Source organism: Pseudomonas sp. 13B_2.1_Bac1 (assembly GCF_025466155.1).
GTDB lineage: Bacteria > Pseudomonadota > Gammaproteobacteria > Pseudomonadales > Pseudomonadaceae > Aquipseudomonas > Aquipseudomonas aylmerensis.
The window spans coordinates 18,352-43,905 of sequence record NZ_JANLOH010000092.1 but is presented as its reverse complement, the minus strand read 5'-3'; the positions used below and the strand labels follow the sequence as shown (position 1 = coordinate 43,905).

Sequence of the window (25,554 nt, the reverse complement as noted above, 5' to 3'; positions counted from 1 at the left end):
GCACTGCGGTTCTTCAGGTGGATTTGGGTTGTCAGGTTTCAGGGCTGCTGCGCAACCCAACGCGGGGCAAGCCCGCTCGCCACAAAAACCTGGTGCTGTCCAGAAATCCCAGCGGCAACAGATCAATGCATCTTGCTATGGTCCATCCCATCCAGGCCGCGTGCGGTGGCCTTGACTTCAATGGCTTGTTTCTCACCCTTGGCGTTTTTCACCGTGAGGGTCAGCGGCACCTGGTCGCCTTCCTTGATCTGGCTGGTCAGGCCCATCAGCATCACGTGATAACCATCCGGATCGAGCTTGACGGCCTTGCCCGCCGGCAGGGCGACGGAATCCACCGGGCCCATGCGCATCACGTCATCCTTCATGCTCATTTCATGGATCTGCACGTCCTTGGCCGCAGGCGTTGCGACGCTCAGCAACTGGCTGTCGCTGTCGGCGGTCAGGGTCATGAACGCGCCGCTGGACGGCTGGCCCGGCACCGAGGCGCGTACCCATGCGTCGGTGACCAGTACCTGGGCGCTGGCGTGCGCTGCGAGGCCCAGCAGGGACAGGCCGATCAGGGTGCGCTTGAGGTGTTGAACGGCAGTCATTAGCAGACCTCCATGACGGTGAGCAGGTCTTCTGCGCACTCTTTAGCGTTAAGGGATGCCTGCAGGCCCAGGCGCAGGTTGCCGCGTGTGTCGAACACGAAACTGGTGGCCGTGTGAGACAGCGTGTAGGTGTCGCCGGCGGGGATCTTTTCATAAAAGATCCCGAACTCCTTGGCGGCCACGGCGATTTCTTCCGGAGTGCCATACAGCGCTTCGAAGCTGGGGTCGAAGGCTTTTACGTACTTGTCGAGAATCTCCGGGGTGTCGCGCTCCGGGTCCAGGGTGATAAAGATCACCTGCATGATCTCGCCGTCGCGGCCCATCAGCTTCTTGGCCTGGGCGGCGCGGGCGAGGGTGGTCGGGCACACGGCCGGGCACTGGGTGAAGCCGAAGAACACCACCGGCATCAGGCCACGGTAGGAGCTGAGGGTGACGGTGTCGCCCTCGGTGTTCTTGAGCTTGAAGGTGCGGCCCATGATCTTGTCGCTCAAGTCCTTGCCGTACTTGAAGTTCAACCTGGGGCTGTTGTCACAACCGGCCAGCAGGCCCAGACCCAGCAGGCCCATGCCGGTCAGGACCTTGCGGCGGGTAAATAACGTACTCATCAACTGTGCATCCTGTGAAACGCCTGCATTGCTCTGGATCTACACATCAGGCTTTGAGGGCGCCAAGTCTACCAACCCTGGGAAGCGCACGTAATCTGCGACGTTCTGCCACAGGGGCATGCCGTGCTTCATCCTTGTGCGGCTCTGATGGTAGAGTCGCCGCCATGAAATCGAGCCATCCCGCCCGTCCGCTGATCGTCTGGACCCTGTACTTCTGCGTGCTGATGAACCTGTTCGCGTGCGGTTTGGGGCATGGCCAGATGCTCGGCCAGCAACTCAACGGGATCGGCGGGGCGTTCTGTTCGGTGGACGGTAGCCAGGCGCCACTTTCCGACAAAGGGTTGGGCAGCCCGTCTTCCAGCAACATCTCGAACTACTTTGCCTGCCCGGTGTGCAACGCCGTCACCGTTGCGCTGGTGTTCCTGATCGGTCTCGCCTGGCTGTTGGGCCTGGCGCAAACCCCGCGTCCGGCGCATGAGCGGCGCAACAAGGCGCCACCGCGTTATTCCTGGCCCTCGGCCAACCCCCGCGCTTCCCCGACTTTCTGACGTGTGCCTTGGGCTCCCTGCAACCAGGGGGCGTTCTATCGTCACGACTGAGAGTGCGTTTCATGAACCACCTGTTGCCTGCCGGCGCCAGCCGCCTGGTGCGCAAGGCGTCGCGTCGCCTGCGCGCGGAACCTGTGCAGCCTGACTACCCGAGCAATTCCCGTTGTTTCGTACACCTGGATGCGCGCCTGTTGCCGTATTGGCACAGCGTGTTCGACATCTGCCCGGCGCTGCTCAAGCTCGACCCACCCGAGGGCCTGAACCTGTTTCGCAGCTTCATGACCTGGGCTTACCGCAACCAGCCGGCGCAGGACTGGACCTATCACCTGAACATCGGTCGCTGGCTGCTGGGCTCGCCGTATCGCACGCAGATCGACGATGAGCCGATCGAAGCCTTCATGGCCGCCGCCGCAGCGCGCTGGATCAATACCGACGACAGCCCGGCACAGGGTGTGATCCTGGCCTGGCAAGGTTCGACCGTACTGGAGTGGAAGGGCACCCCGCGAGCGACCGTCGAGCCACCGCGCACGCCGGAGCCGGCGGGGGACTTTGTCTGGGGCTCATTGGGCACGCGGGGCGAATTCAGCGGCTGGTTGCCGGTGCCGTAAGGTGCTGGCGAATCCACGCGTCGACGTCGGTCACGGCGATGCCGTGCCGGGCGTTGAACGTGACGGCGGGGTCCCAGGCCACGCCGTTGCCCTGGGCGAACACCGCGCGGTACTTCTTCAGGTTGTCGTCGGGGCTGCTGGCGAGGTCGGCCAGTAGCGCCGACACCGACCAGGGTTCGCGCTGGAGCTGGATGCCCAAGGCGGCGTCGACGGTGTCGGCCAACTGCCCGTAAGTCAGGGTGTCGCCAGCGGTGTACACCACCTGGTTGGCGATGGCGGGTTCAGCGAGCACGATCTGCGCCGTCAACCGGCCGATGTCCTCGGGCGTGGTGACGGTGACGGCTGTGTCCCAGTCGCCCAGGGCATGCACGGTGTTTTGCGTGAGGTCGACCACGCCAAACGACGGCTCGAACAGAAAGCTGGTGAACATCCCGGTGGAGATGATCAGCCACTGGGTGGTCTGTTGGGCGCGCAGCAGATCGCGCACGTCCAGTTGCTCGTCGAACAGGTCCTGCGGGCTGCCACGGCCGATCACGTCGTAGTCCACGCCAAATTGCCACGGCACATAGCGCTTGACCCCACTGCGGATCGCCGCCTGTGCCAACTTGCGTTGGGTGCCTGGGCCTGCGGCAAATCCGATGCAACTGATCACCGTGTCGAACGGCGCGAACAGCGCGGCGAGCGTGTCCTGGCTATCGTTCTGCAGATCGCCGGCCAATGGCTCGACGCCCAGCTCACTCAAGCCATTCGCGGTAGCCGACTGCGCACGCAACAGCACGGCGATGCGGGTGCCCTGCGGCGCCAGGGCGACCAGTTCGCGCAGCACGGCCATGCCCAGTTCACCGGCACCGAGCACCAGGATGGAAGGGGAAGTCATAGGGTTCTCCGTCAACAGTGAAAGTCGTGGCATGCTTGCAGAATTAAACGCCGCGCATAAGAAGGCACACGCGTGATACCGAGAGCCCCCCATGGATAACGACGAAATCATCCGCCGCTCGCAGGCCGCCTGCGACGCCCTCAGCGCCGACGATGACGGCCTCAAGCGCGAGGTGTTGAGCCACGCCGGCAACCGCTGGTCATTGGGCATCGTGCACGTGCTCGGTGTGTCCGGTCGCCTGCGCCATGCCGAGATCGGTCGACGTATGACGGGCGTCACCCAGCGCATGTTGACTCGCACCTTGCGCCAGTTGGAACGCGACGGCCTGGTGCTGCGCCATGACTTTCAGGAAGTGCCGCCAAGGGTCGAATACGCGCTGTCGCCCCTCGGCACGCAGTTGTTGGTGCACATGATTCCGCTGTGGACCTGGGTGGTGGAAAACGGCGAGGCGTTTCGCCAGGCGCGGGAGCAGTTTGATCAGGCTTGATCGGGAAACAGCCGGGCAGACGCGAGCGGAGGCAGGCCTGGATTGTTACGCAAACTGAAAAAGTGATTGGCGATTTTGGCGGCTGTTTCTGTGCCGCTCAACTCTATACCGTGCGCGCTCCCGTGGAATGCGGCACCGACCCGACTGACAAAGAACAGGGTTGGGCCGTGACGGGGTCGCCTCAATCACTTCTCGGAGCCTTCATGAAGCACACCACTTGCCTGGCGCTCGCCGTGTCCATCGGCGCGGCGCAGCAGGCGGCTGCCGCCGGTTTTATCGATGACAGCAAAGCCAGCCTCGACCTGCGCAATTTCTATTACAACCAGGACACCCGCAATGCCAGGGGCGCCTCGGACAAGGAGTGGGGCCAGGCCTTCATGTTCAACTACCAGTCCGGCTTCACCGAGGGCGTGGTCGGCCTGGGCCTGGACCTGCAACAATGGTATGGCCTGCGCCTGGATGCGTCGGGCCGCGCCGGCAAGGCCGGTGCAGACAACACCCCTGGCAGCGTTTTCCCCCTGGACGACGGCAAGGCTGCACATGACTTCAGCAAGACTGGCGTCACCGGCAAAATGCGCATCGCCCAGACTCAACTGAAAGTCGGCAGCCTGATGCCCAAGCTGCCGGTGCTGACCACCGAAGACGGGCGCCTGCTGCCCCAGACCTTTCGTGGCTATCAGCTGGATTCCAAGGACTTCAAGGATTTCAACCTGGTGGCCGGCAAGCTTGAGCAGGTTGTCGACCGCAATTCCAGCAACGGCCAGGGCATGTCGATTGCCGGCGCCAATGACCCAATCAAAGGCAAGTCCAGCAACCAGTTCTATTACGGCGGGGTTGATTACAGCGTCACCAAGCAGCTGCAGCTGCAGTACTACTACGCCAACCTGGAGAATTTCTACCAGCAGCACTTCCTCGGCCTGGTGCACAACTGGCAGTTGCCGGTGGGGCAGTTCAAGAGCGACCTGCGCTATTTCTACAGCACCGCTGATGGCAAGAATGGCAGCGCGGCGGGGCGCAACGAAGGGTATGTCAGCTCGGGTTACTACGCGCCGGGCATCAACACAGGCAAGGTCGACAACCGCTTGTGGAGCGCACTGTTCACCTATGGTCTGAGCGGGCACGCGTTGAGCCTTGGCTACCAGAAAACCACGGGCGAAAGTGACTTCCCGCATATCAACCAAGGTCAGGGCCGCTCGCTCTACCTGATCACCAATTCGCAGTCACTCAAGTTCGTGAATGCCGGCGAGCAGGCGACGGTGGGCAGCTATGCCTATGACTTTGCCGGCCTGGGCATTCCTGGCCTGCGTTCCAGCGTGACCTATATTCACGGCAGCCATATCCGTACCGCAGGCCGCGATAACAGCGAATGGGAACGCGACCTGCGCCTGGATTATGTGATTCCCAACGGCACGTTGAAGGGCTTGGGGTTTACCTGGCGCAGTGCGGTGCTGCGCGGGAATGACACCGCAGACAAAGATGAAACGCGCCTGATTGTCAGCTACAGCATCCCGCTGATGTAAAGCGTCAACTGCCGGTATGCGCGGTTTTCTTTTTCGTCGCCTTGCTGCTGGGCTGTTTGTGCGGCGCAGGGCTCGGCGAGGCTTTTTCCTTGGGAGCAGTCTCAGTTTTTTTGTCGCTGTCTGAGGGGCTGCTGGGGTAGGTGCCCGGAGGCAGGGCGGAGCCGGCGGCGCTGCTGTCGCTCAGCGTATTCGGTGATGGCGCGGTGTCATCGCCGAAGGCGGCGAAGGCCGGACTGACCAGCAGGGCCGACAGGCCGACGATAAGCAAAATCCTTTGGGACATTCTGGTCTTCATGACGCGATCCCCTTGTTGCTCTGATCATGACTGAAGCCCGAAAAATCCGGGCTCCAGTACTGCTTCAATCAAGACTTCTTGCCGCCGCCGGAGCTGTGCGCCCCGCCTTTTTTGCCGGCTTCAGAAGCCTTTTCGCGGTCATTGGCAAAGTTGCCGCCCGAACCTTGACCGCCGCTTTTTTTCTGCGTGTCGTGCTTGGCTTTGCCGCCTGCACCCGTGGTGGTTTTTCCGCTGGTAGCCATTTTCAAATCCCTCATCAATGAGTGAATCAATGGTGTCGCTTAATTGGGAATACTCAACCGAAAGCAAAGTTTGAAAAAGTTCGCCGCCATGCGACGAATGGACGTCACGCCGCGAGCGGCTTGGCGCCCATGGATTTCTTGTGCGCCGCTTTCATCGCTTCCATTTCAGCGCCGAGTTCTTCCAGCACTGCCTTGCCCAGCAGCTTTCTGGCCTGGGGGAACATCTCGGTTTCCTCTTCTTCGATGTGGTGTTCCAGCAGTTCCTTGACCACTTTGACGCGCCCGGAGAACTCGGTGGTGGATGGCTCGGTCTGCTTCAGGTCGGGCAGCACCAGGGCGTCGACCGTGCGGTGCTCTTCCTTGGCTTCGTGGTACATGATGTCTTGTTCCTTGCCGCCGGCTTTGCGGAAGGCCGGGTAGAGGATCTCTTCCTCGAGCTTGGTGTGCAGGCTGATCTCCATCTCGAGTTTGGCCAGCAGCTCGGTGCGCTTCTTGACGCCGCGTTCGGTGGACTCGCTCAGTTGGGTCAGCAACGTCTTGACGCGTTCATGGTCAGCCTTGAGAAGGTCGATGGCATTCATGGTGGAACCTCACGGATAGCAAGCGGGCGCGTCGAAGTGCGCGCCTCGTCCGGTAGGTAGTGCATCAGTTATACCAACTTGAACGTATTTATAAATACGTTATTAATCAGTCGTTTATGTCATGAGCGTGAGTATGGCGGTCGTGCAGCTTGCATGGTCGTGCAAGGTTTGGGTTGCATTACGCCGTCCCTAGCCGCCGCTGACTTTCCAATGCTTGATGTCTTCAGCGAACACCACCTGCTTGACCTCATGGGCAATTCTGTAGGCGAGCGATTCGTGCGCGGCAATGACCTTTTCCTCGGCTGACAGGCACTTGAAGATATCCAGCTGGGTGTCGGCCTGGGACGTCTCCAGTTCATAGATTTTCACGTAGCGGGCGAGGTCGTTATCCAGGCTCGACAGGTACTCGCGCAGCCGTTGGTGGTCCACCGAACTCTGGCTGAAGTACCAGTTCATCGGATGGATCAGAAAGCGTGAATGCGGCGTGGTGATACGCCGGTTCGCTGCCAGGAACATGATGATGCCCATGGATTCGATATTGCCCGCGTTGATCGCGCAGAGCGGCACCGGCAGCGCCTTGAGGAAGGTGTAGAGGGTAAACCCGAAGTTGGTGCTGCCGCCGGTGGTCGACAGGTTCAGCAGCAGCGAACTGGCGCCTTCGTCGATCGCATCCAGGCAGCAGTCGCGAAAACGCTCGGTGGTGCCCTGGTCGATCTGGCAATGAAAGTGGATAACATGCTCGGTCATCCTGAACCTCCGGAATTCAGTGCAAGAGGGGTGACTGAGGTTGAGTCTAGAAGGTTGCTCGCGATGTGCCCGGGTGCAAATCGGATGGAACCCTCGGGCCAGATGCTTGACCTAATGCATAGACCTCAGGAGGTGAACCATGCAAATAGAATATATCTGGATCGCGTTGGCGGTGATTTTGCTGCTGTTGGAATTGTGGGCGATCAACGTCGTATTGCGCAGCACCGGTGGCTGGGAGACCAAGGGGCTGTGGGTGGTAGTGCTGATTTTCGTGCCGCTGTTGGGGCTGATTGCCTGGGCGATGTTTGGTCCCAAGCGAGAGATGGCGCAGCAGCGCAGAAGCTAAGGTCCATAGGTAAAAAAAACAGGCGCCGAGAGGCGCCTGTTTGCGTTTCAGCCAATCGCTATCAACCCGCCAGGGCCTTGGCGATGGCTTGGTTGAATGCCGGCAAGTCATCCGGTGTACGCGAGGTAATCAAGGTCCAGCCATTGGCCTTGCACTCCTTGACCTCGGCATCCACCCAGCCGGCCGCACCGGCGTTTTCCAGGTCGATGCGCACGCTTTTGTAGGAGGTCAGCGTCTTGCCCTTGATCACGCCGGCGTCGATCAGCGCCCATGGGCCGTGACAGATCGCGGCCACGGTCTTGCCGGCCTTGACGAAGTCGTTGATCACCCGCAGCGCCGCTGCATCCTGGCGCAGGGTGTCGGCGTTGACGGTGCCGCCGGGGATGACCAGCGCATCGAATTCGCTGCTGGCCACGTCCGACAGTTGCACGTCGGATTCCACCGTCTTGTCTTTCTCGGTATCGCCGACAAACGTCTGGGTAGTGCCGCCCTTGCTGGATGCATGGGTTACGGTGGCGCCGAACCCGCGCAGCGCTTCCAGCGGCTTGACCAGCTCGTCGCGCTCGATGCCGGTGTTGGAGGTGATGATCAGGATGTGCTTGCCGTTGAGTTGCGCGCTCATGGTCGAGTGTCTCCTTGGGTCAGGGGTAGATTAATGGTCGTGTTTGGCTTGCAGTTCCTTGGCCATTTTCAAATGGGCTTCAAGGGTCGGCAGGGTCTTGGTGGCGAAGGCTTTCAGCTCGGCGTTGTCCGAGGAAGCGGCTTCTTTCTGGAACAGTTCGACAGTTTTTTCATGGGCCGCCACCTGGTTGTTGGCGTAGGCCTTGTCGAACGATTCATCGCGCAGTTCGAGGATGGCTTTCTTGGCCTTGTCGGTCAGCGCGGCATCGTCCGGCACTTCGATATCGAGTTTTTTCGCCAGGGCTGCCAGTTCCTGGTTGGCCTTGGTGTGGTCGGTGACCATGTGCTGGGCAAAGGTTTTCACATCGGCCGAGCTGCTTTTTTCGAGGGCGAGTTTTCCGGCCTCGACTTCAGTGATGCCGCCTTGTGCCGCGTCTTCTACGAAGCTGTTGGACGTCGCGGCCATGGCCGTGGAAATCGAGCCGGCAACCAGCACGAAAGTCAGGCCCATTTGTTTGATCAGTTGCGTGGTCATGGTGGATCTCCTTGAACATGGCGGGATGCCGTTACCTGAGTGTTGAGCCGGCCCGACTGCAAAAGGTTTAAATTAATTCGCGCTTTTCTCACCAGCGGGCATGGCCGGCAAATTCCTTGAACTATCGAAATCCGTTGGCCTCTGCTGCACAGGTGCGTGCGATTTTCTTGCACGCCTTCAACTGCCAGGAGAGACACCGTGACCGATCACAAGACCGCCGATAAAACCCCTGAACCCATCAGCTCCGAACAGGCGCAGAAAGGTGCTGGCACCGCCGCCAAGGGCGAGACGCTGGAGCGCCCGAATCCCAAGACTGAAACCGTCGATAAGGTGCTCACGCCGACCTCGATCAAGGACACCGAGCGTCAGACCGATGCGATCAACGAGCAGGCCGCCAAGGCCGAGCGCAAGCTGGGCCACTGAAAATGGCCAAGGCAATTTCCGCGTCGGAACTGGGGATTGATCTCAAGCCTGCGGATGACGCCAGCTTGTTCAAATGGTTTGTCGCCAGTTTCCTGATGGGCAAGCGCATCCAGGCGCCCATCGCGGCACAGGCCTATAAGGTGATCGTCGAAGAGCAGGGCCGCGACACGCCTCGCAAGTTGCAGCACTGCACATCGCGTGAGCTGGTCTCGATGCTCGGGCGTGCGCATTACGTGCGTTATGACGAGAGCACCGCGCAGCGCCTGCTCGACCTCAGTGCCAAGCTCAACGCCGAATACGCTGGCAAGATCACCCACATGCGCAGTGCCAGCAAAGACCGCCAGGCGTTCGAAAAACGCCTGGGGGAATTTGACGGCGTGGGGCCCAAGACCATTGAGATTTTCATGCGCGATGCGGCTGCGGTGCTGTTTTGACCCTGCTTTTTAATTGCAGCATGGGGCTGCTGTGACAGATGTGCTGCGGCCTTTTTGTGGTGACTTTTTTGTGGCAAGCCGGCTTTTTGTGGTGAGCGGGCTTGCCCCGCGTTGGGGCGCGAAGCGGCCCTGATCCAGCCAGCGCATTTCTTTCAGGTAAAACGCAGTTGCAGGTTTTGGGACTGCTGCGCAGCCCAACGCGGGGCAAGCCCGCTCACCACAAGGGGCCTCGATTGTTACCTCCTCAGCACTTCGCGGCCTATGAGTTTTCGCGGCGAGCGACCTGTGTTGGCAAGCAGTTTGATTGTGGCAAGCCCGCTCTAGTGGCAAGCAAATTAGTTGTGGAAGGCCCGCTTTTTGTGGTGAGCGGGCTTGCCCCGCGTTGGGGCGCGAAGCGGCCCTGACCCAGCCAGCGCATTCTTTCAGGTAAAACGCGGTTGCAGGTTTTGGGGCTGCTGCGCAGCCCAACGCGGGGCAAGCCCGCTCACCACAAGGGGGCCTCGATTGTTACCTCTTCAGCACTTCGCGGCCTATGAGTTTTCGCGGCGAGCGATCTTTGTTGGCAAACCCGCTCACCCCCAAAAGCTGTTCGCCACAGGTCACTCGACCTCCACCTGCAGCACTTCCAGGCCTAACCGTTGGTACGCTTCGACGCTCGGCACGTGCCACTCGGTGATCAATGTGTGGATACGCTCACACGGCCCCACCACAAACGGCTCCACCGCACCGAGCTTGTCGGCCATGGTCACCGCGACCACGTGCGAGGCGCTGTCGAGCAGGGCTTGTTTGACCGCCACTTCATCAAAATGCAGCGAGCTGATACCCACCTGTGGATGCAGTGCGCATACGCCGGTGAACAGCAGGTCGGCCTTGACGCTCTGGATCAGGCGTACGGCGTCCTGGCCCGTGGTGGACAAGGTCGCCGGGTTGAGTTGGCCACCGGCCAGGATCACCTTCACTTCGGGATGATCGGCCAGCGCGATGGCGATCATCGGCGACGGCGTGACTACGGTCAGGCGGATCGAGCGCGGCAACGACTGGGCAATCTGCAGTGTGGTGGAGCCGGAATCGAACAACACGATCTGGCCGTCTTCCACCAGGTTGGCGGCCCGGTGAGCAAGGTGACGCTTGGCGTCGTTGGTCTCGCCGACCCGGGTGAAGAAGTCCTTGCCGGTGTCCTTGGGACGGGGCAGGGCGCCACCGTGCACGCGTTGCAGAAGGCCAGCAGCCGCGAGTTCGCCGAGGTCGCGGCGGATGGTGTCCTGGGACACGGCGAAATGCTCCACCAGGTCGGCGGCGGTGACTTTGCCATCGCGCTCGAGCAGCAACAGGATCTTTTGTTTGCGCAACGAAGGCAGGTCAATGGCTTGATGAGTGGTGTGCATGTTTTTGCGCTTTTCTGCGGGTTTATGCGAGATTAGTCTTCTGCCGATGTAAACACAATGGCTGGTTGCGCAGCCGATGGGCGGTTACTCTCTGTGTTCAGTTCAGGGAGAGGTGACCTAGATGTCGTTGATTACAACCATCGAAGATTTACGCAAGCTGGCGCAAAAACGTGTCCCACGGATGTTCTACGATTACGCCGATTCCGGCTCCTGGACTGAGAGCACCTACCGGGCGAATGAAAGCGATTTTGCGCGGATCAAATTCCGCCAGCGGGTCGCGCGCAATATTGATGAGCGCTCGATCCGCGCCCGCATGATCGGCCAGGACATGGCCATGCCGGTCGCCCTCGCACCCACCGGCCTGGCCGGTATGCAGCATGCCGATGGCGAGATTCTCACCGCTCGCGCCGCCGCCGCGTTTGGCCTGCGCTACACCTTGTCGACCATGAGCATCTGCTCGCTGGAAGATATCGCCGAACACGTCGGCCAGCCATTCTGGTTCCAACTGTATGTGATGCGTGATCGCGCGTTTGTCGAGCAATTGATCGAGCGCGCCAAGGCCGCTGGCGTGGATGCGCTGGTGCTGACCCTGGACCTGCAGATCCTCGGCCAACGCCACAAGGATTTGATCAACGGACTGTCGGCGCCGCCCAAGCTGACCCTGCCGAATATCCTCAACATGGCGACCAAACCGCGCTGGGTAATGGGCATGCTCGGCACCCAGCGGCGCGGCTTCGGCAATATTGTCGGGCATGTGAAGGGTGTGGCGGACATGAGTTCGTTGTCGTCGTGGACCGCCCAGCAATTCGACCCGCGCCTGAGCTGGGACGATGTGGAGTGGATCAAGAAGTGCTGGGGCGGCAAGCTGATCATCAAGGGCATCCTCGATGTGGAGGATGCGCGCCTGGCGGCGAATTCCGGTGCCGATGCACTGGTGGTGAGCAACCACGGTGGCCGTCAGCTGGACGGTGCGCCGTCGAGCATCAGCCAGTTGCCGGCGATTGTCGACGCGGTAGGCGAGCGCATCGAAGTGTGGCTCGACGGCGGCATTCGCTCCGGCCAGGACGTGCTCAAGGCGATGGCATTGGGCGCCAAGGGCACCATGATCGGTCGCCCGCACTTGTATGGCCTGGGCGCGATGGGCGAGGCGGGCGTGACCAAGGCACTCCAGATCATTGCGCGTGAGCTGGACGTGTCGATGGCGTTGTGCGGCTATAACGATATACGCGATGTGAATCGCGAGATTTTGTTGCCCGGTACATTTCCCGAAAACGTTTACTGAGCAAAAAAATCGTAAAAAAATAAAAAGAGTTGTCCACGAAAACCGTGGGTATCTCTGTGGATAACTTTGCGAAGGCCCGGCAGGGTTGGTGATTTAACCCTCGGTTAATATTTGATCAACTTTCGACGCGGGCCAGTATGGGCAGGGTTTGCGCTTGACACGCAAGCGCGAACCCAGTGCCGAAAAGCGCTTTTATGAGTCGCCGTTGCGCGCTGTGGAGTGGGTGACAACCTGCGGCGGCATCTTCGCTTGCATCAGGCTGTCGAGAGCCTGGCCATAATTGCGACCGGCCAGGCTCATGCTGTTGTTGTGCGTGGCGCCGGGCACCAGCAACAGCCGTTTGGGTTCCTGGGCGGCTTCGAACAACTGCTGGCTGAAACGCGGCGGCACGTATTGATCGGCCAGCCCGTGGACCACCAGCAGGGGCATATGGATAGCGGCGATCTTGTCGATGGAATCGAACTTCTGCGACAGCAGCCAGCGTACCGGCAACGAGGTATTCGCCACCGCCGTGGCCACATCCGCCAGGGAGGTGAAGGTCGATTCAATCACCAGCCCGCGCACCGGCAACGGCGTTTGCTTGCCCAGTTCGGTGGCCAGGTCGATGGCCACCGCGCCGCCCAGGGAATGTCCGTAGATCAGGCGTTTGCTGGGGTCCGGTTGCAGCACCTGGAAACGTTCCCACGCGATACGGGCATCTTCGTACACGGTGGTTTCCGATGGCAGCTCGCCGTGGCTTTGGCCAAACCCGCGATAGTCGATGGCCAGCACCGAATAGCCGAGGGCGTGCAACTGCTCAATGCGAAACAGCTGCCCGGTCAGGTTCCAGCGTACGCCGTGCAGGTAGAGGATCGCCGGCGCGTCGGCCTTGGCCGCCGGGTACCACCAACCATGGATGTTCTGCCCGGACTTGAAACTGGCGGGTTTGAGTTCGAACTCCTGCACTGCCTTGGGCAAACCGCTGTACCAGCTGGCAGTCCCCGGCTCTATGCGAAACACCAGCTCGCGCTCCTTGTGTTGCAGCACGGCGCACCCCACCGGCAGGCCGACGATCAGCAGCGCCATGCACAGCAGGGGAAACCAGCGCAGGCCCAGGCGAGACAGAAAACGAGAAGACATGAAGGTTCCAGGACAAAGGTGAAGCACGGGTTTTACCAGATGGCCCGCGCAGGCAGGAATTAATTCGACAGCCGTCCACGGCGATTGCTTGCAAAGTGTTACAGCATTGAATTACCCCTGCACCGGTTGGTAGGGTGGGCGGCTACACAGGAGAGCAAGCACATGGATTTCACAGGCAAAACCGCGATTGTCACCGGCGGCGCCCGCGGGTTGGGGCTCAGTTATGCACGGGCGCTGGCCTTAGGCGGGGCGCGGGTGGTGATCAGCGACATTGGTGCCGACCCGGTAGGCGCCGGCAACGACGTCACGGTGGTCGAGGCGGCGGCCAGGACCTTGCAGGCCGAAGGCTTGCAGGTGATCGGTCACGCGGGTGACCTGTCCACCGAAGAAGGCAGCCGGCAACTGATCGCCTCGGCCATCGAGGCGTTCGGGCAGCTCGATATCCTCATCCACAATGCCGGTTGGGTCGGTTACCAGAACATTGCCGACCTGGATGCCGCGTTCCTGCAGCGCGCCATGGACATCAACCTCTACGCGCCGCTGTGGCTGTGCAAGCACGCGTGGCCACACCTGCTGCGATCCGCCGCGCCGCGCATCATCCTCACCACGTCCGACCGCGCGATGTATGCGCAGTACGAGCAGACCGGCCTGGTGGCCTACAGCGCCGGCAAGATGGCGCAACTGGGGATCATGAACGCGTTGAGCCATGAGGGCGCCGAGGCCGGGATCCGCGTCAACGCGATTTCGCCGGTGGCCAAGACGCGCATGTGGGGTGTCACCGAGGAGCCTGACGAACTCAAGCCGGAGTGGGTGACGCCGGGCGTGGTCTTCCTGGCCTCCGCGCAGTGCGAGGACACGGGCTACATCCTGCGTGCCAGCAATGGCCAATTCACTGCCACGCGCTTCACTGAAAACCCCGGCGTGGAGTACCCGCGCAATCTCGCCCGGATCAAGGCGGACAGCGCCGAAGCTGTCGCCGCCGCGTGGCCTCGCATCAAACAGGCGTGAACCCGATGACTCCCTTGAGCAAAGACCTGACCATGGACAACAGCCCCGTTCGCATCACGGCCGAAGAGACCCTTTCGGACAACTGGTACATCCTGAAGAAATACAGCTTCGACCTGCGTCGCCGTGATGGCAGCTGGCAGGCCCAGACCCGTGAGGTGTATGACCGGGGCAATGGCGCGACGATCCTGCTGTACAACCGCGAACAGCGCACGGTGCTGCTGATTCGCCAGTTCCGCATGCCGACGTTCGTCAACGATTACCCCGGCTACTTGATCGAGACGGCGGCCGGGCTGCTGGACAATGCCAGCCCCGAGGAGCGCATTCGGCTGGAAGCGGAGGAAGAGACCGGCTACCGCGTGGGGCAGGTGGAGAAGGTCTATGCGGCGTTCATGAGCCCAGGGTCGGTGACTGAGCGGATTCACTTCTTTATCGGCGAATATCAGCCGGGTGACCGGATGGGGGATGGCGGCGGGCTGGAAGAAGAGGGCGAGGATATCGAAGTGTTAGAGCTGGTATTCGAACAGGCGCTGGCGATGGTGCAGGCCGGGGAGATTGTGGATGGGAAGACCATCCTGCTACTGCAGCACCTGGAGTTGCGGATGTTGAAAGAGGGCTGGTGAGGCGGTGAGCTTTCCACTTCTTCAGTAACATGGCGGTCGTGGAATTGTTCGGTGTTGCCTGTCGAACTCGGTTGAAACTGTGGGAGCGGGCTTGCTCGCGAAAGCGGTGGGTCAGTTGCTGGAGAGGGTGGCTGGTCTGGCGCCTTCGCGGGCAAGCCCGCTCCCACATTTGGGGTGTATTCCAAGGTTGGAATCGGGTTGTGCCGTCCGCTCAAATGCCGGTGCAGCCCCCCGAATCCCAGCCCGAACAGCGATCAAAACTGTGGGAGCGGGCTTGCTCGCGAAAGCGGTGGGTCAGTTGCTGGAGAAGGTGGCTGGTCTGGCGAATTCGCGAGCAAGCCCGCTCCCACATTTGGGGTGTATTCCAAGGTTAGAGTCGGGTTGTGTCGCCTGCTCAAATGCCGGTGCAGCACCCCAGATTTCAGCCCAAACAGCAATCAAAACTGTGGGAGCGGGCTTGCCCGCGAAAGCGGTGGGTCAGTCGCTGGAGTGGGTGACTGATCCGGCGCCTTCTCGAACAATCCCACCTTCAGACTGGCGGCTATTGTCAGAAAATTCCCACAGGAGTACAAATGTACTCCATGACGACTCTCACTCCCCGCCGTACCGCCATCCTGACCTTTATCCGCGACCGTATCGCGCAGCAAGGCCAGCCTCCGAGCCTCGCCGAGATCGCCGAGGCGTTTGGCTTCGCCTCTCGCAGCGTGGCGCGTAAACACGTGCTGGCCCTGACCGAAGCCGGTTTTATCGAGGTCAACCCCAACCAGGCCCGTGGTATTCGCCTGCTCAACCAACCGGCACGCCCCGAGTGGCTGGACATTCCGGTCCTCGGTCGAGTCGCCGCGGGCTCGCCCATCGGTGCCGATGCCGACGTGCACAGCCGCCTGCAACTCGACCCCGCCACCTTCGCGAAAACCCCGGACTATCTGTTGCGGGTGCAGGGCGACTCGATGATCGAGGATGGCATTCTCGACGGTGACCTGGTGGGCGTACGGCGCAGTGCCGAGGCCTTGAATGGGCAGATTGTGGTGGCGCGCCTGGACGGCGAAGTCACCATCAAGCGCTTCGAACGTCACGGCGAGCATGTGCGCTTGCTGCCGCGCAATCCTGCGTATCAACCTATCGTGGTCGGGCCCGATCAGGACCTGGCCATCGAAGGGGTGTTTTGCGGCCTGGTGAGGCAAGGCTGATGGGCGCCGTGGTTGCGTTGGATACGCTGTTCAATGGCGGCCGTGTCTGGAAGGGCCGACCTGCCGCGCCTCCGGCCAGCGTGCAGCCCACCGGGCTGGCGGCGTTGGATGCGGTGTTGCCGACGGGCGGCTGGCCGGAGTCGGCCTTGAGCGAAATCCTCATGGCCAAGGAAGGTGTGGGCGAGCTGCAGCTGGTGCTGCCGACCCTGGCGCGGCTGTCGGCGGCGGGCGAGCGCATTGTGCTGGTGGCGCCGCCCTACACGCCGTATCCGCATGCCTGGCAGAACGCCGGAGTGGATTTGCGTCAGCTCTCGGTGATCCAGGCCGAGGAACGCGATGCCCTGTGGGCCGTGGAGCAATGCCTGCGCTCCGGCAGTTGCGGCGCGGTGCTGTGCTGGCCGCGCAAGGCAGATGATCGCGCGCTGCGCCGCTTGCAGGTGGCGGCGGAAACCGGGCAGACCCTGGCATTTGCCTGGCGTGCCTTGAGTGAGGCGGTCAACGCCTCGCCCGCCGCCTTGCGCCTGGTCGTCGAAGCCAGGCCGGCGCAGGTGCGGGTGCTCAAATGCCGGGGCGGCCTGGCCCACCCGGCACCGATTGCACTGGCGGGGCACTGAGGTTGCCATGCGCTGGGTGTGTATTGTCTTCCCGCAATTGGCGCTGGACGGGGTGCAGCGCCTGTATCCCGAACCGGATCAACCGCTGGCGCTGCTGGCCGGCACGCCGCAGCGTCGCGTGCTGCAGACCGTCAATGACGCTGCGCGCGCCTTGGGCCTGCGCCCGGGCCAATCCCTGACGGCCGCGCATGCGCTGGCCAAGACCTTCACCTGCGCCGAATACGACCCGGCTGAAATAGAACGCTGGCAACAGTTCCTCGCCGCCTGGGCCTACCGCTTCAGCTCCCAGGTCAGTGTGTATTACCCACGCGCCTTGCTGTTCGAGATCGAGTCGAGCCTGGGGCTGTTCGGGCCGTGGGCGCAGTTCGAGGCACGCTTGCGCACGGAACTGACCGAGCTGGGTTTTCGCCACCGTATCGTCGCTGCGCCCAACCCGGCGGCGGCGCGGGTGCTGGCGAATATCTACGATGGCCTGGCCGTCAACGATGAGGGGTTGATGCAGGCCCTGGCGCCGCTGCCCATCGACCGCGCCGGCTTCGACCCTGCGGCGGCCACCGCCTTGTCGCGCATGGGCCTGCGCAGCCTGGCCCAGGTGCAGGCGCTGCCCCGGCATACCCTGGCGCGGCGCTTTGACGCCAGCCTGCTCAAGCACCTGGATGCGTTGAGCGGGCAGCGGCCCTTGGCGCTGGCGTTCTATCAGCCGCCGGACCAGTTCGATGTGCGCATCGAGTTGAATTTCGACGTGCAATCCCACCAGGCCTTGCTATTTCCATTGCGCCGCTTGACCGGCGACCTGTCCGCCTTCCTTTGCGGCCGCGACAGTGGCGTGCAGCGCTTCGACCTGCACCTGGAACATGCCCAGGCGCCCGACAGTGTGATCAAGGTCGGCCTGCTGAGTGCCGAGCGCGAGCCGGCGATGCTCTTCGAGCTGGCCCGCGGGCGCCTGGAGCAAGTGCAAGTGACGTCACCGGTGCGCGGTTTTCGCCTGGTGGCCCAGGATTTGCCGGTCTTCGTCCCGCAACGCCAGGACCTGTTCGATGACCGTCCGCAGCAGACCTTGCCGTGGGAGCAACTGCGCGAACGCTTGCGTGCGCGCCTGGGGGATGACGCGGTGCAAGGCCTGCGTTTTCACGCCGATCATCGCCCCGAGTGCGCCTGGCAAGCAGCGGCTGACAGTCGCGCATGCCCGACCTTGAGCAAGGTGCAACGCCCGGGCTGGCTGCTCAACGAACCGACGTTGCTGGCTGAGCAGGCGGTGCACATCCTGATGGGCCCGGAACGCATCGAGTCCGGCTGGTGGGATGGCGCCGATATTCGCCGCGATTACTACCTGATCCAGACCCGTGCCGGCCAGCAAGGCTGGGCCTATCGCACCGTGGGACAAAGCGATGGGTTGTGGCTGCAAGGCTGGTTCGCATGAGTTACGCCGAGCTGCATTGCCTGTCCAACTTCAGCTTCCAGCGCGGTGCCTCCAGTGCGCTGGAGTTGTTCGAGCGGGCCAAGCGCGAGGGCTACAGCGCCCTGGCGATTACCGACGAGTGCACCTTGTCGGGCATCGTGCGCGCCTGGCAGGCGGCCAAGGCGGTGGAGTTGCCGCTGATCATCGGCAGCGAGATGCGCATCGAGAACGGCCCGAAACTGGTGTTGCTGGTGGAAGACCTCAGCGGCTACCAGCACCTGTGCCGGCTGATTACCCTGGCGCGGCGCCGGGCCGAAAAGGGCCAGTACCGACTTCTGCTGGAAGACTTCGAACAACCGCTGCCCGGCCTGCTGGCGCTGTGGGTCGCCGACGACCAGGACACCCAGGCCTCGGTCCAATGGCTGCGCCGCACCTTTGCCGAGCGCCTGTGGCTGGCGGTGCACCTGCACTGCGGCCAGGACGATGCACGCCACCTGGAGCAACGCCTGCAACTGGCTGCCAGCCTGCAGATCCCGGCAGTGGCCTGCGGCGATGTGCACATGCATGCGCGCGGTCGCCGCGCCCTGCAGGACACCATGACCGCCATCCGCCATCACGTGCCGGTGGCCGAAGCCGGCACGCGCCTGCACCCTAACGGCGAGCGGCATTTGCGCAGCCTCGATGCCCTGGCCGCGCTGTACCCGCCAGCGCTGCGCGATGAAACCCTGAACATCGCGCGCCGCTGCACCTTTGACTTGAGCCAGCTGCGCTATCACTACCCGCGCGAGCTGGTGCCCGAGGGCCATGACGCCAGGTCCTGGTTGCGCAGCGTGACCGAAGAAGGCATCGCCCAGCGCTGGCCGCACGGGGTGGACGCCAAGACCTTGCAGCAGATCAATCACGAGCTGCAATTGATCAGCGACCTGGGCTACGAAAGTTACTTCCTCACGGTGCACGATATCGTGCGCTTCGCCCGCAGCCGTTCGATCCTGTGCCAGGGCCGGGGCTCGGCGGCCAACTCGGCGGTGTGTTTTGCCCTGGGCATCACCGAGATCGACCCGAGCCTGACCGACATGCTGTTCGAGCGTTTCCTGTCCAAGGAGCGCAACGAGCCGCCGGACATCGACGTCGACTTCGAACACGAACGCCGCGAAGAAGTGCTGCAGTACGTGTTCCAGCGCTACGGTCGCACTCGCGCGGCGCTGACGGCGGTGGTCAGCAGTTACCACGCGGCCGGCGCGGTGCGCGATGTGGCCAAGGCCCTGGGCTTGCCGCCGGACCAGATCAACGCCCTGGCCGAATGCTGCGGGCGCTGGAGCGATGACGCGCCGCCACTGGAGCGCCTGCGCGAAGGTGGTTTCGACCCGCACAGCCCGATCCTGCGCCGCGTGCTCACCCTCACGCAGCAACTGATCGGCTTCCCCCGGCACTTGTCCCAGCACCCTGGCGGCTTCGTGATTTCCGAGTACCCGCTGGACACCCTGGTACCGGTGGAAAACGCCGCCATGGCCGAGCGCACCATCATCCAGTGGGACAAGGACGACCTCGACGCCGTCGGCCTGCTCAAGGTGGATATCCTGGCGCTGGGCATGCTCAGCGCGATCCGCCGCTGTTTCGATCTGCTGCGCCGTCATCGCAATCGCGACCTGGCCCTGGCGACGATCCCCAAGGAAGACCCGGCCACCTACGCGATGATCAGCAAGGCCGACACCATCGGCGTGTTCCAGATCGAGTCGCGGGCGCAGATGTCGATGTTGCCAAGGCTCAAGCCAAAGACCTTTTATGACCTGGTGATCGAAGTCGCGATTGTGCGACCGGGGCCGATCCAGGGCGGTATGGTGCATCCGTACCTGCGGCGGCGAAACAAGGAAGAGCCGGAAACCTACCCGTCGCCGCAGCTGGAAGCGGTGCTCAAACGCACCCTGGGCATCCCGTTGTTCCAGGAGCAGGTGATGCAGATTGCCATGGTCGCCGCCGACTACGGCCCCGGCGAGGCCGACCAGCTACGCCGTTCGATGGCCGCCTGGAAACGCCACGGCGGCCTGGAACCGCATCAGCAGCGCCTGCGTACCGGCATGCTCAAGAATGGCTACAGCGAGGCGTTTGCCGCGCAGATTTTCGAGCAGATCAAGGGCTTTGGCAGCTATGGCTTTCCCGAGTCCCATGCGGCCAGTTTTGCCTTGCTGACCTACGCCAGTTGCTGGCTCAAATGCCATGAGCCGGCGGCCTTCGCCTGCGCGCTGATCAACAGCTGGCCGATGGGTTTCTACAGCCCGGACCAGATCCTGCAGGACGCGCGACGCCATCGCTTGCAGGTCCGTGCGGTGGACGTGCTGGCCAGTGACTGGGATTGCAGCCTGGAGCCGAGCGACGGCGAACAGCCGGCGATTCGCCTGGGCTTGCGCATGATCTCGGGGTTTCGCGAAGAGGATGCGCGGCGCATCGAGGCGGCGCGCCAGCGTCGGGCCTTCAGTGACATCGCCGACCTGGACGATCGCGCCGGGCTGGATCCCCGCGCCCAGGCCTTGCTGGCGGATTCCGGGGCCTTGCGCGCCCTGGCCGGCAACCGGCACAAGGCGCGCTGGGACGTGGCCGGGGTGCATAAACAGTTGGGGTTGTTCGCCGGTTTGCCGAGCCCCGACGAGGCGCAGGTGGAGCTGCCAGCACCCACGGTGGGCGAGGACCTGCACGCCGATTACGCCACCGTCGGCACGACTCTCGGCCCGCATCCCTTGGCGCTGCTGCGCGCGGAGCTGCGTAGACGACGCTGTCGCAGCTCGCAGGAATTGCTTGCGGTGGAGCATGGACGCAACGTCAGCATCGCCGGGCTGGTCACCGGTCGCCAGCGTCCTGGCACCGCCAGTGGCGTCACATTCGTCACCCTGGAAGATGAGTTCGGCAACCTCAATGTGGTGGTCTGGCGCGACCTGGCCGAGCGCCAGCGCCAGGCCCTGGTCGGCTCGCGGCTGCTCAAGGTGGACGGGCGCTGGGAAGCGGTGGGCGAAGTCCGGCACCTGATTGCCGGGCGCCTGACCGACCTGACGCCGCTGCTGGAGGGGATCACGGTGCGGAGCCGGGATTTTCACTGAGGGGGAGTTGCCGCCGCCGCTGCGGATACGTTATATGCAATGAAACGTTTCACGGCTGCCGGGCTCCAAGGTTTTATCACGGCTATCGCCCCACCCATTCACCCATCCGTTCGCCAAGAGCCCACCATGCAGTTTTTATCCAATACCCACGGTTGTGAAGGTTGGGGCGGTGAAATGGCCCAGCGGATCCGCGCCTTCGACTGGTCTTCGACCGAGCTTGGGCCGATTGAGAAATGGCCTTGCAGCCTGAGCAGCAGCGTGCAGATGCTGCTGGCCTCGCCCATGCCGATGGTGATGCTGTGGGGAGCGGCGGGCTACATGATTTACAACGACAGCTATTCGGTGTTTGCCGGCGGCCGGCATCCCTACCTGCTGGGCACGGCGGTGGAACTGGGCTGGCCTGAGGTCGCCGATTTCAACCGGCATGTGCTGGATACGTGCCTGGCGGGCGGCACCTTGTCCTACCGCAATTTTCCGTTGGAGTTGCTGCGTAACGGCGTGCCGGAAGAGGTCTGGATGGACCTGACCTACAGCCCCATCGCCGATGACCACCAGCAACCTGCCGGGGTCCTGGTGATCGTGAACGAGACCACCGAGCACGTGAAATCCGAACGAGTGCGCCAGGAACTCACGCATAACCTGGAGCAACGCGTCGCCGCCGAAGTGCAGGCGCGTTCCGCCGCCGAAGAGCAACTGCGCCAAGCGCAAAAGCTCGAAGCCATCGGCGGACTGACCGGCGGCGTCGCCCACGACTTCAACAACCTTTTGCAAGTGATCGCCGGCAACCTGCACCTGCTGGCCCGTCATGAGCCGGACAATCCCCAGGTACAGCGCCGCGTCACGGCGGCCATTGCGGCGGTGGAGCGGGGCGCCAAGCTGTCCTCGCAACTGCTCGCCTTCGCGCGGCGCCAACCGTTGTCGCCGGCGGTGTACAACCCGCAGCGCATCTACGCAGGCCTGGGCGAGCTGCTGCAGCGCGCGCTGGGCGAGACCATCCATATCGACGTGCAATTGCCCCAGGATTCCTGGTGCATCAATGTCGACCGCAACCAGTTGGAAAACGCGCTGCTCAACCTGGCGATCAATGCCCGTGATGCCATGCAGGGCGAGGGCGTGATTCGCATCACCGGCGAAAATATCATTCTCAACCCTGCCGAGTGCGTGGGTAAAAGCATCAAGCCGGGCGAGTATGTGCGCCTGGCGGTCACGGATATCGGCGTGGGCATGCCGCCGGCGATCCTGGCGCGGGTGTTCGAACCGTTCTTCACCACCAAGCGCAGTGGCCACGGCACCGGCCTTGGCTTGAGCATGGTGTTCGGCTTCGTGCGCCAGAGCGGCGGGCATGTCGACGTGTGGAGCGAAGAGGGCAAGGGCACCGTGGTGCAGATGTATTTCCCGCGCAACCTGGGTGAAGAGAGCCAGGACACCCACGCCGAACCGGTGCTGCCGGCCAACGGGCATGAGACGGTGCTGGTGGTCGAAGACAACGAAGACGTGCGCGTGACGGTCGTCGAGCTGCTCGAGCAGGCGGGCTACACCGTACTCACCGCCGAAGACGGCGACCAGGCGATGCACATGCTGCAGTCGGGCGTGCTGCCCGATCTGATCTTCACCGATGTCGTGATGCCCGGCCGGGTCAAGAGCACCGACCTGGCCAACTGGGCCCGCGCCCAGGAGCCACCGATCGCGGTGCTGTTCACCTCCGGGCACACCCGCGACATTCTTTCCGGGAATCACCTGCTGAGCCCCGACATTCATCTGCTGAGCAAGCCCTACAGCCCCGAAGCCCTGGCGCAACGGGTGCGCAGCGTGCTCACCGCTCGATAAGGTTGACCATGACTTCACAGCGCGACATCCCCGCCCTCACTGCCCAGCGACCAGGCTTCGTCCGGGTGCGCGGCGCCCGCGAACACAACCTGCAGAACGTCGATGTGGACATCCCGCGCGATGCCTTGGTGGTGTTCACCGGCGTGTCCGGCTCGGGCAAGTCGTCGCTGGCGTTTTCCACGGTGTATGCCGAGGCCCAGCGGCGTTATTTCGAATCGGTGGCGCCGTATGCGCGGCGACTGATCGATCAGGTCGGCGTGCCGGATGTGGACTCCATCGAAGGCCTGCCTCCGGCCGTGGCCCTGCAACAGCAGCGCGGCACGCCGAGCGCGCGGTCCTCGGTGGGCAGCGTCACGACCTTGTCGAGCCTGATCCGCATGCTGTACTCGCGCGCCGGCAGCTATCCGGCGGGCCAGGCGATGCTGTATGCCGAGGATTTCTCACCGAATCTGCCGCAGGGCGCGTGCCCGCAATGCCATGGCCTGGGTCGGGTGTACGAGGTAACCGAGGCGCTGATGGTGCCGGACCCTTCGTTGACCATCCGCCAGCGCGCCGTGGCGTCGTGGCCGCTGGCGTGGCAGGGCCAGAACCTGCGCGACATCCTGGTGACCCTCGGCTATGACGTCGACATTCCATGGCGCGACCTGCCGAAAAAGCAGCGCGACTGGATCCTCTTCACCGAAGAAACCCCCACCGTGCCGGTGTACGCCGGCTTCACCCCACAGCAGACCCGCGAGGCGTTGAAACGCAAACTGGAGCCGAGTTACCAGGGCACGTTCAGCGGCGCGCGGCGCTATATCCTGCACACCTTCACCCATACCCAAAGCGCGCTGATGAAAAAACGCGTGTCACAGTTCATGCAGGGCAGTGCCTGCCCGCTGTGCGAAGGCAAGCGCCTGACCAAGGCCGCGCTGTCGGTGAAGTTTGCCGGGCTGGATATCGGTGAATTGTCGCAACGTTCGCTGACCCAGCTGGCCGAAGTGCTGCGCCCGGTAGCGGCGGGGCAGGACACGATGAAGCTGTCGGTGGAAAAGCGCCTGGCCGCCCAGCGCATTGCCCAGGATTTGCTCGAACGCGTGAGTACCTTGACCGACTTGGGGCTGGGTTATCTGTCCCTGGAGCGCAGCACGCCGACGTTGTCGTCCGGCGAGTTGCAGCGCCTGCGCCTGGCCACGCAACTGGGCTCGCAGTTGTTCGGTGTGATCTATGTGCTGGACGAACCCTCGGCGGGCTTGCACCCGGCGGATGGCGAAGCACTGTTCACTGCGCTGGATCGCTTGAAGGCGGCGGGCAATTCGCTGTTTGTGGTGGAACACGACCTGGAAACCATGCGCCGCGCCGACTGGCTGATCGACGTCGGCCCGGCGGCCGGCGAGCATGGCGGCCACGTGCTGTACAGCGGGCCACCGGCGGGTTTGGCCAAGGTCGAGGCCTCGCAGACCCGTGACTACCTGTTCGCCGCACGGCGCCCGTCGAGCGCAGCGCAACGCCAGCCCAGCGGCTGGTTGCAGCTTGAAGGCGTGACGCGCAATAACCTCAAGGACCTGGCGGTGGAGTTTCCGCTGGGCTGTTTCACGGCGGTGACGGGCATCTCCGGCTCGGGCAAATCCAGCCTGGTCAGCCAGGCATTGCTGGAGCTGGTGAGTGGCGGCCTCGGCAGCCGGGTGGAGACCGACGAGGAGCCAAGCCTGGAAGACGATGCACCGCAAACCAGCGGCGGGCGCATCAGTGCCGGGCTGGAGCAGATCCGCCGCCTGGTGCAGGTCGACCAGAAACCCATCGGCCGCACGCCGCGTTCCAACCTGGCGACCTACACCGGATTGTTCGACCACGTGCGCAAACTGTTCGCGGCCACTCCGGCGGCGAAGAAACGCCATTACGATGCCGGGCAGTTCTCCTTCAATGTCGCCAAGGGCCGTTGCCCGAACTGCGAAGGCGAGGGTTTTGTCAGCGTTGAATTGCTGTTCATGCCCAGCGTGTACGCGCCATGCCCGACCTGCCACGGCGCGCGCTACAACCCCGAGACCTTGGCGATCGAATGGCAAGGCCTGAGCATCGCCCAGGTGCTGGGGCTCACGGTAGAACAGGCGGTAGAGGTGTTTGCCGAGGAGCCTGGCGTACTGCGCTCATTGCAAGTACTGCGCGATATCGGCCTGGGCTACCTGCGCCTGGGCCAGCCGGCGACCGAGCTGTCGGGGGGTGAAGCGCAGCGCATCAAGCTAGCCACCGAGCTGCAACGCAATGCGCGCGGCGCCACGTTATATGTGCTGGATGAGCCGACAACCGGCTTGCACCCACGGGATGTCGACCGCCTGCTGAGCCAGTTGAACCATCTGGTGGACGCGGGGCATACGGTGGTCGTGGTGGAGCATGAAATGCGCGTGGTGGCCCAGAGTGACTGGGTGATTGATATCGGGCCCGGGGCCGGGGATTTGGGCGGCAAGGTGGTTGCCAGCGGCACGCCGCAGAAGGTCGCGAAAAGCAGGAAAAGCCGCACCGCCGCCTTCCTTGCCAAGGAGCTCTGACCCCCTGTAGGCGCCCGGCAAGCCGGGCGCCTTGCGT

26 protein-coding genes and 1 pseudogene are annotated in these 25,554 nt (G+C 63.0%); 16 read left to right on the top strand and 11 right to left on the bottom strand.

What is annotated here, in order from left to right:
• Positions 1-122: 122 nt before the first annotated feature.
• Together NTD80_RS22840 and NTD80_RS22835 are read right to left on the bottom strand one after the other, a co-directional pair.
• Complete coding sequence (locus NTD80_RS22840) at positions 123-590, bottom strand: copper chaperone PCu(A)C (RefSeq protein ID WP_065907662.1); 468 nt, start codon at positions 588-590, stop codon at positions 123-125.
• Positions 590-1,195, bottom strand: a complete 606-nt coding sequence (locus NTD80_RS22835) for an SCO family protein (RefSeq protein WP_065907664.1) — start codon at positions 1,193-1,195, stop codon at positions 590-592. Before NTD80_RS22835 ends, NTD80_RS22840 begins: the two co-directional genes overlap by 1 nt.
• Positions 1,196-1,359: 164 nt before the next feature.
• On the opposite strand from NTD80_RS22835, the gene NTD80_RS22830 reads away from it, so the two are divergent.
• Both NTD80_RS22830 and NTD80_RS22825 read left to right on the top strand, forming a co-directional pair.
• A complete protein-coding gene (locus NTD80_RS22830) occupies positions 1,360-1,743 on the top strand; it encodes a DUF2946 domain-containing protein (protein WP_065907665.1) in 384 nt (127 codons plus the stop codon).
• Positions 1,744-1,805: 62 nt separating this feature from the next.
• Positions 1,806-2,351: a putative natural product biosynthesis protein gene (locus NTD80_RS22825; protein ID WP_262135099.1), complete on the top strand. Its 546-nt coding sequence runs from the start codon at positions 1,806-1,808 to the stop codon at positions 2,349-2,351.
• Here NTD80_RS22825 and NTD80_RS22820 read toward each other — a convergent pair.
• Positions 2,326-3,228, bottom strand: coding sequence for an aromatic alcohol reductase (locus NTD80_RS22820; protein WP_262135098.1), 903 nt, complete (start codon positions 3,226-3,228; stop codon positions 2,326-2,328). The two genes, NTD80_RS22825 and NTD80_RS22820, sit on opposite strands and share 26 nt — an antisense overlap.
• A gap of 91 nt (positions 3,229-3,319) precedes the next feature.
• On the opposite strand from NTD80_RS22820, the gene NTD80_RS22815 reads away from it, so the two are divergent.
• Together NTD80_RS22815 and NTD80_RS22810 are read left to right on the top strand one after the other, a co-directional pair.
• On the top strand, positions 3,320-3,715 hold the full coding sequence (locus NTD80_RS22815; RefSeq protein ID WP_065907670.1) for a winged helix-turn-helix transcriptional regulator: 396 nt from the start codon (positions 3,320-3,322) through the stop codon (positions 3,713-3,715).
• Between the two features lie 203 nt (positions 3,716-3,918).
• On the top strand, positions 3,919-5,235 hold the full coding sequence (locus NTD80_RS22810; RefSeq protein ID WP_262135097.1) for an OprD family porin: 1,317 nt from the start codon (positions 3,919-3,921) through the stop codon (positions 5,233-5,235).
• A gap of 4 nt (positions 5,236-5,239) precedes the next feature.
• Here NTD80_RS22810 and NTD80_RS22805 read toward each other — a convergent pair whose 3' ends face one another.
• From NTD80_RS22805 to NTD80_RS22790, 4 genes and pseudogenes are all read right to left on the bottom strand, one after another.
• The gene (locus NTD80_RS22805) at positions 5,240-5,518 is read right to left on the bottom strand and encodes a hypothetical protein (RefSeq protein ID WP_410017428.1); all 279 of its coding nucleotides are present in this window, start codon (positions 5,516-5,518) and stop codon (positions 5,240-5,242) included.
• A gap of 80 nt (positions 5,519-5,598) precedes the next feature.
• A pseudogene (locus tag NTD80_RS31440) lies at positions 5,599-5,706 on the bottom strand (general stress protein); the annotation flags it as partial.
• 170 nt (positions 5,707-5,876) lie between these two features.
• Positions 5,877-6,353 carry a hemerythrin domain-containing protein gene (locus NTD80_RS22795; protein WP_262135094.1) on the bottom strand — a complete coding sequence of 159 codons (477 nt, stop codon included), beginning with the start codon at positions 6,351-6,353 and terminating at the stop codon, positions 5,877-5,879.
• 189 nt (positions 6,354-6,542) lie between these two features.
• Positions 6,543-7,100 carry an ATP-dependent Clp protease proteolytic subunit gene (locus tag NTD80_RS22790; protein WP_262135093.1) on the bottom strand — a complete coding sequence of 186 codons (558 nt, stop codon included), beginning with the start codon at positions 7,098-7,100 and terminating at the stop codon, positions 6,543-6,545.
• Positions 7,101-7,239: 139 nt separating this feature from the next.
• On the opposite strand from NTD80_RS22790, the gene NTD80_RS22785 reads away from it, so the two are divergent.
• Entirely contained in the window at positions 7,240-7,446 is a 207-nt protein-coding gene (locus NTD80_RS22785) for a PLDc N-terminal domain-containing protein (protein ID WP_065907680.1), read from the top strand.
• A gap of 61 nt (positions 7,447-7,507) precedes the next feature.
• Here NTD80_RS22785 and NTD80_RS22780 read toward each other — a convergent pair whose 3' ends face one another.
• Entirely contained in the window at positions 7,508-8,068 is a 561-nt protein-coding gene (locus NTD80_RS22780) for a type 1 glutamine amidotransferase domain-containing protein (RefSeq protein WP_262135092.1), read from the bottom strand.
• A 30-nt stretch (positions 8,069-8,098) separates the two neighbouring features.
• Positions 8,099-8,602 carry a DUF4142 domain-containing protein gene (locus NTD80_RS22775; RefSeq protein ID WP_065907683.1) on the bottom strand — a complete coding sequence of 168 codons (504 nt, stop codon included), beginning with the start codon at positions 8,600-8,602 and terminating at the stop codon, positions 8,099-8,101.
• 198 nt (positions 8,603-8,800) lie between these two features.
• Between NTD80_RS22775 and NTD80_RS22770 the strand changes: the two genes are divergently transcribed.
• Together NTD80_RS22770 and NTD80_RS22765 are read left to right on the top strand one after the other, a co-directional pair.
• Positions 8,801-9,025, top strand: a complete 225-nt coding sequence (locus NTD80_RS22770) for a hypothetical protein (protein WP_201145013.1) — start codon at positions 8,801-8,803, stop codon at positions 9,023-9,025.
• A 2-nt stretch (positions 9,026-9,027) separates the two neighbouring features.
• Positions 9,028-9,459 carry a DNA methylase gene (locus NTD80_RS22765; protein WP_106803554.1) on the top strand — a complete coding sequence of 144 codons (432 nt, stop codon included), beginning with the start codon at positions 9,028-9,030 and terminating at the stop codon, positions 9,457-9,459.
• A gap of 599 nt (positions 9,460-10,058) precedes the next feature.
• Here the strand turns inward: NTD80_RS22765 and NTD80_RS22760 are convergent.
• Entirely contained in the window at positions 10,059-10,844 is a 786-nt protein-coding gene (locus NTD80_RS22760) for a DeoR/GlpR family DNA-binding transcription regulator (RefSeq protein WP_065907687.1), read from the bottom strand.
• A gap of 121 nt (positions 10,845-10,965) precedes the next feature.
• On the opposite strand from NTD80_RS22760, the gene NTD80_RS22755 reads away from it, so the two are divergent.
• The gene (locus NTD80_RS22755) at positions 10,966-12,126 is read left to right on the top strand and encodes an alpha-hydroxy acid oxidase (RefSeq protein ID WP_065907689.1); all 1,161 of its coding nucleotides are present in this window, start codon (positions 10,966-10,968) and stop codon (positions 12,124-12,126) included.
• Between the two features lie 192 nt (positions 12,127-12,318).
• On the opposite strand, the gene NTD80_RS22750 is transcribed toward NTD80_RS22755, so the two are convergent.
• Positions 12,319-13,245 (bottom strand): alpha/beta hydrolase, encoded by a 927-nt coding sequence (locus NTD80_RS22750; protein ID WP_262135091.1) that lies wholly within the window; start codon positions 13,243-13,245, stop codon positions 12,319-12,321.
• Between the two features lie 162 nt (positions 13,246-13,407).
• Between NTD80_RS22750 and NTD80_RS22745 the strand changes: the two genes are divergently transcribed.
• The 8 genes from NTD80_RS22745 to uvrA all read left to right on the top strand — a co-directional run bounded on the left by NTD80_RS22745 (position 13,408) and on the right by uvrA (position 25,517).
• Positions 13,408-14,253, top strand: coding sequence for an SDR family NAD(P)-dependent oxidoreductase (locus NTD80_RS22745; RefSeq protein WP_262135090.1), 846 nt, complete (start codon positions 13,408-13,410; stop codon positions 14,251-14,253).
• 32 nt (positions 14,254-14,285) lie between these two features.
• Positions 14,286-14,873, top strand: coding sequence for an NUDIX domain-containing protein (locus tag NTD80_RS22740; protein ID WP_262135131.1), 588 nt, complete (start codon positions 14,286-14,288; stop codon positions 14,871-14,873).
• 572 nt (positions 14,874-15,445) lie between these two features.
• Positions 15,446-16,063, top strand: a complete 618-nt coding sequence (gene lexA / locus NTD80_RS22735; protein ID WP_213554380.1) for a transcriptional repressor LexA — start codon at positions 15,446-15,448, stop codon at positions 16,061-16,063.
• A complete protein-coding gene (imuA, locus tag NTD80_RS22730; protein ID WP_065907693.1) occupies positions 16,063-16,677 on the top strand; it encodes a translesion DNA synthesis-associated protein ImuA in 615 nt (204 codons plus the stop codon). Before lexA ends, imuA begins: the two co-directional genes overlap by 1 nt.
• A gap of 7 nt (positions 16,678-16,684) precedes the next feature.
• Positions 16,685-18,097: a Y-family DNA polymerase gene (locus NTD80_RS22725; protein ID WP_065907694.1), complete on the top strand. Its 1,413-nt coding sequence runs from the start codon at positions 16,685-16,687 to the stop codon at positions 18,095-18,097.
• Positions 18,073-21,165, top strand: a complete 3,093-nt coding sequence (locus tag NTD80_RS22720; RefSeq protein ID WP_262135089.1) for an error-prone DNA polymerase — start codon at positions 18,073-18,075, stop codon at positions 21,163-21,165. The genes NTD80_RS22725 and NTD80_RS22720 overlap by 25 nt, the downstream gene beginning before the upstream one ends.
• 126 nt (positions 21,166-21,291) lie before the next feature.
• Positions 21,292-22,992: an ATP-binding protein gene (locus NTD80_RS22715; protein WP_262135088.1), complete on the top strand. Its 1,701-nt coding sequence runs from the start codon at positions 21,292-21,294 to the stop codon at positions 22,990-22,992.
• 8 nt (positions 22,993-23,000) lie between these two features.
• Positions 23,001-25,517: an excinuclease ABC subunit UvrA gene (gene uvrA / locus NTD80_RS22710; protein ID WP_262135087.1), complete on the top strand. Its 2,517-nt coding sequence runs from the start codon at positions 23,001-23,003 to the stop codon at positions 25,515-25,517.
• Positions 25,518-25,554 lie beyond the last annotated feature (37 nt).

Bases quoted from the DNA above. Each gene is read 5' to 3' on its own strand.
- NTD80_RS22840 (WP_065907662.1), bottom strand. From the start codon at position 590: ATGACTGCCGTTCAACACCTCAAGCGCACCCTGATCGGCCTGTCCCTG.
- NTD80_RS22835 (WP_065907664.1), bottom strand. From the start codon at position 1,195: ATGAGTACGTTATTTACCCGCCGCAAGGTCCTGACCGGCATGGGCCTG.
- NTD80_RS22830 (WP_065907665.1), top strand. From the start codon at position 1,360: ATGAAATCGAGCCATCCCGCCCGTCCGCTGATCGTCTGGACCCTGTAC.
- NTD80_RS22825 (WP_262135099.1), top strand. From the start codon at position 1,806: ATGAACCACCTGTTGCCTGCCGGCGCCAGCCGCCTGGTGCGCAAGGCG.
- NTD80_RS22820 (WP_262135098.1), bottom strand. From the start codon at position 3,228: ATGACTTCCCCTTCCATCCTGGTGCTCGGTGCCGGTGAACTGGGCATG.
- NTD80_RS22815 (WP_065907670.1), top strand. From the start codon at position 3,320: ATGGATAACGACGAAATCATCCGCCGCTCGCAGGCCGCCTGCGACGCC.
- NTD80_RS22810 (WP_262135097.1), top strand. From the start codon at position 3,919: ATGAAGCACACCACTTGCCTGGCGCTCGCCGTGTCCATCGGCGCGGCG.
- NTD80_RS22805 (WP_410017428.1), bottom strand. From the start codon at position 5,518: ATGTCCCAAAGGATTTTGCTTATCGTCGGCCTGTCGGCCCTGCTGGTC.
- NTD80_RS22795 (WP_262135094.1), bottom strand. From the start codon at position 6,353: ATGAATGCCATCGACCTTCTCAAGGCTGACCATGAACGCGTCAAGACG.
- NTD80_RS22790 (WP_262135093.1), bottom strand. From the start codon at position 7,100: ATGACCGAGCATGTTATCCACTTTCATTGCCAGATCGACCAGGGCACC.
- NTD80_RS22785 (WP_065907680.1), top strand. From the start codon at position 7,240: ATGCAAATAGAATATATCTGGATCGCGTTGGCGGTGATTTTGCTGCTG.
- NTD80_RS22780 (WP_262135092.1), bottom strand. From the start codon at position 8,068: ATGAGCGCGCAACTCAACGGCAAGCACATCCTGATCATCACCTCCAAC.
- NTD80_RS22775 (WP_065907683.1), bottom strand. From the start codon at position 8,602: ATGACCACGCAACTGATCAAACAAATGGGCCTGACTTTCGTGCTGGTT.
- NTD80_RS22765 (WP_106803554.1), top strand. From the start codon at position 9,028: ATGGCCAAGGCAATTTCCGCGTCGGAACTGGGGATTGATCTCAAGCCT.
- NTD80_RS22760 (WP_065907687.1), bottom strand. From the start codon at position 10,844: ATGCACACCACTCATCAAGCCATTGACCTGCCTTCGTTGCGCAAACAA.
- NTD80_RS22755 (WP_065907689.1), top strand. From the start codon at position 10,966: ATGTCGTTGATTACAACCATCGAAGATTTACGCAAGCTGGCGCAAAAA.
- NTD80_RS22750 (WP_262135091.1), bottom strand. From the start codon at position 13,245: ATGTCTTCTCGTTTTCTGTCTCGCCTGGGCCTGCGCTGGTTTCCCCTG.
- NTD80_RS22745 (WP_262135090.1), top strand. From the start codon at position 13,408: ATGGATTTCACAGGCAAAACCGCGATTGTCACCGGCGGCGCCCGCGGG.
- NTD80_RS22740 (WP_262135131.1), top strand. From the start codon at position 14,286: ATGGACAACAGCCCCGTTCGCATCACGGCCGAAGAGACCCTTTCGGAC.
- lexA (WP_213554380.1), top strand. From the start codon at position 15,446: ATGTACTCCATGACGACTCTCACTCCCCGCCGTACCGCCATCCTGACC.
- imuA (WP_065907693.1), top strand. From the start codon at position 16,063: ATGGGCGCCGTGGTTGCGTTGGATACGCTGTTCAATGGCGGCCGTGTC.
- NTD80_RS22725 (WP_065907694.1), top strand. From the start codon at position 16,685: ATGCGCTGGGTGTGTATTGTCTTCCCGCAATTGGCGCTGGACGGGGTG.
- NTD80_RS22715 (WP_262135088.1), top strand. From the start codon at position 21,292: ATGCAGTTTTTATCCAATACCCACGGTTGTGAAGGTTGGGGCGGTGAA.
- uvrA (WP_262135087.1), top strand. From the start codon at position 23,001: ATGACTTCACAGCGCGACATCCCCGCCCTCACTGCCCAGCGACCAGGC.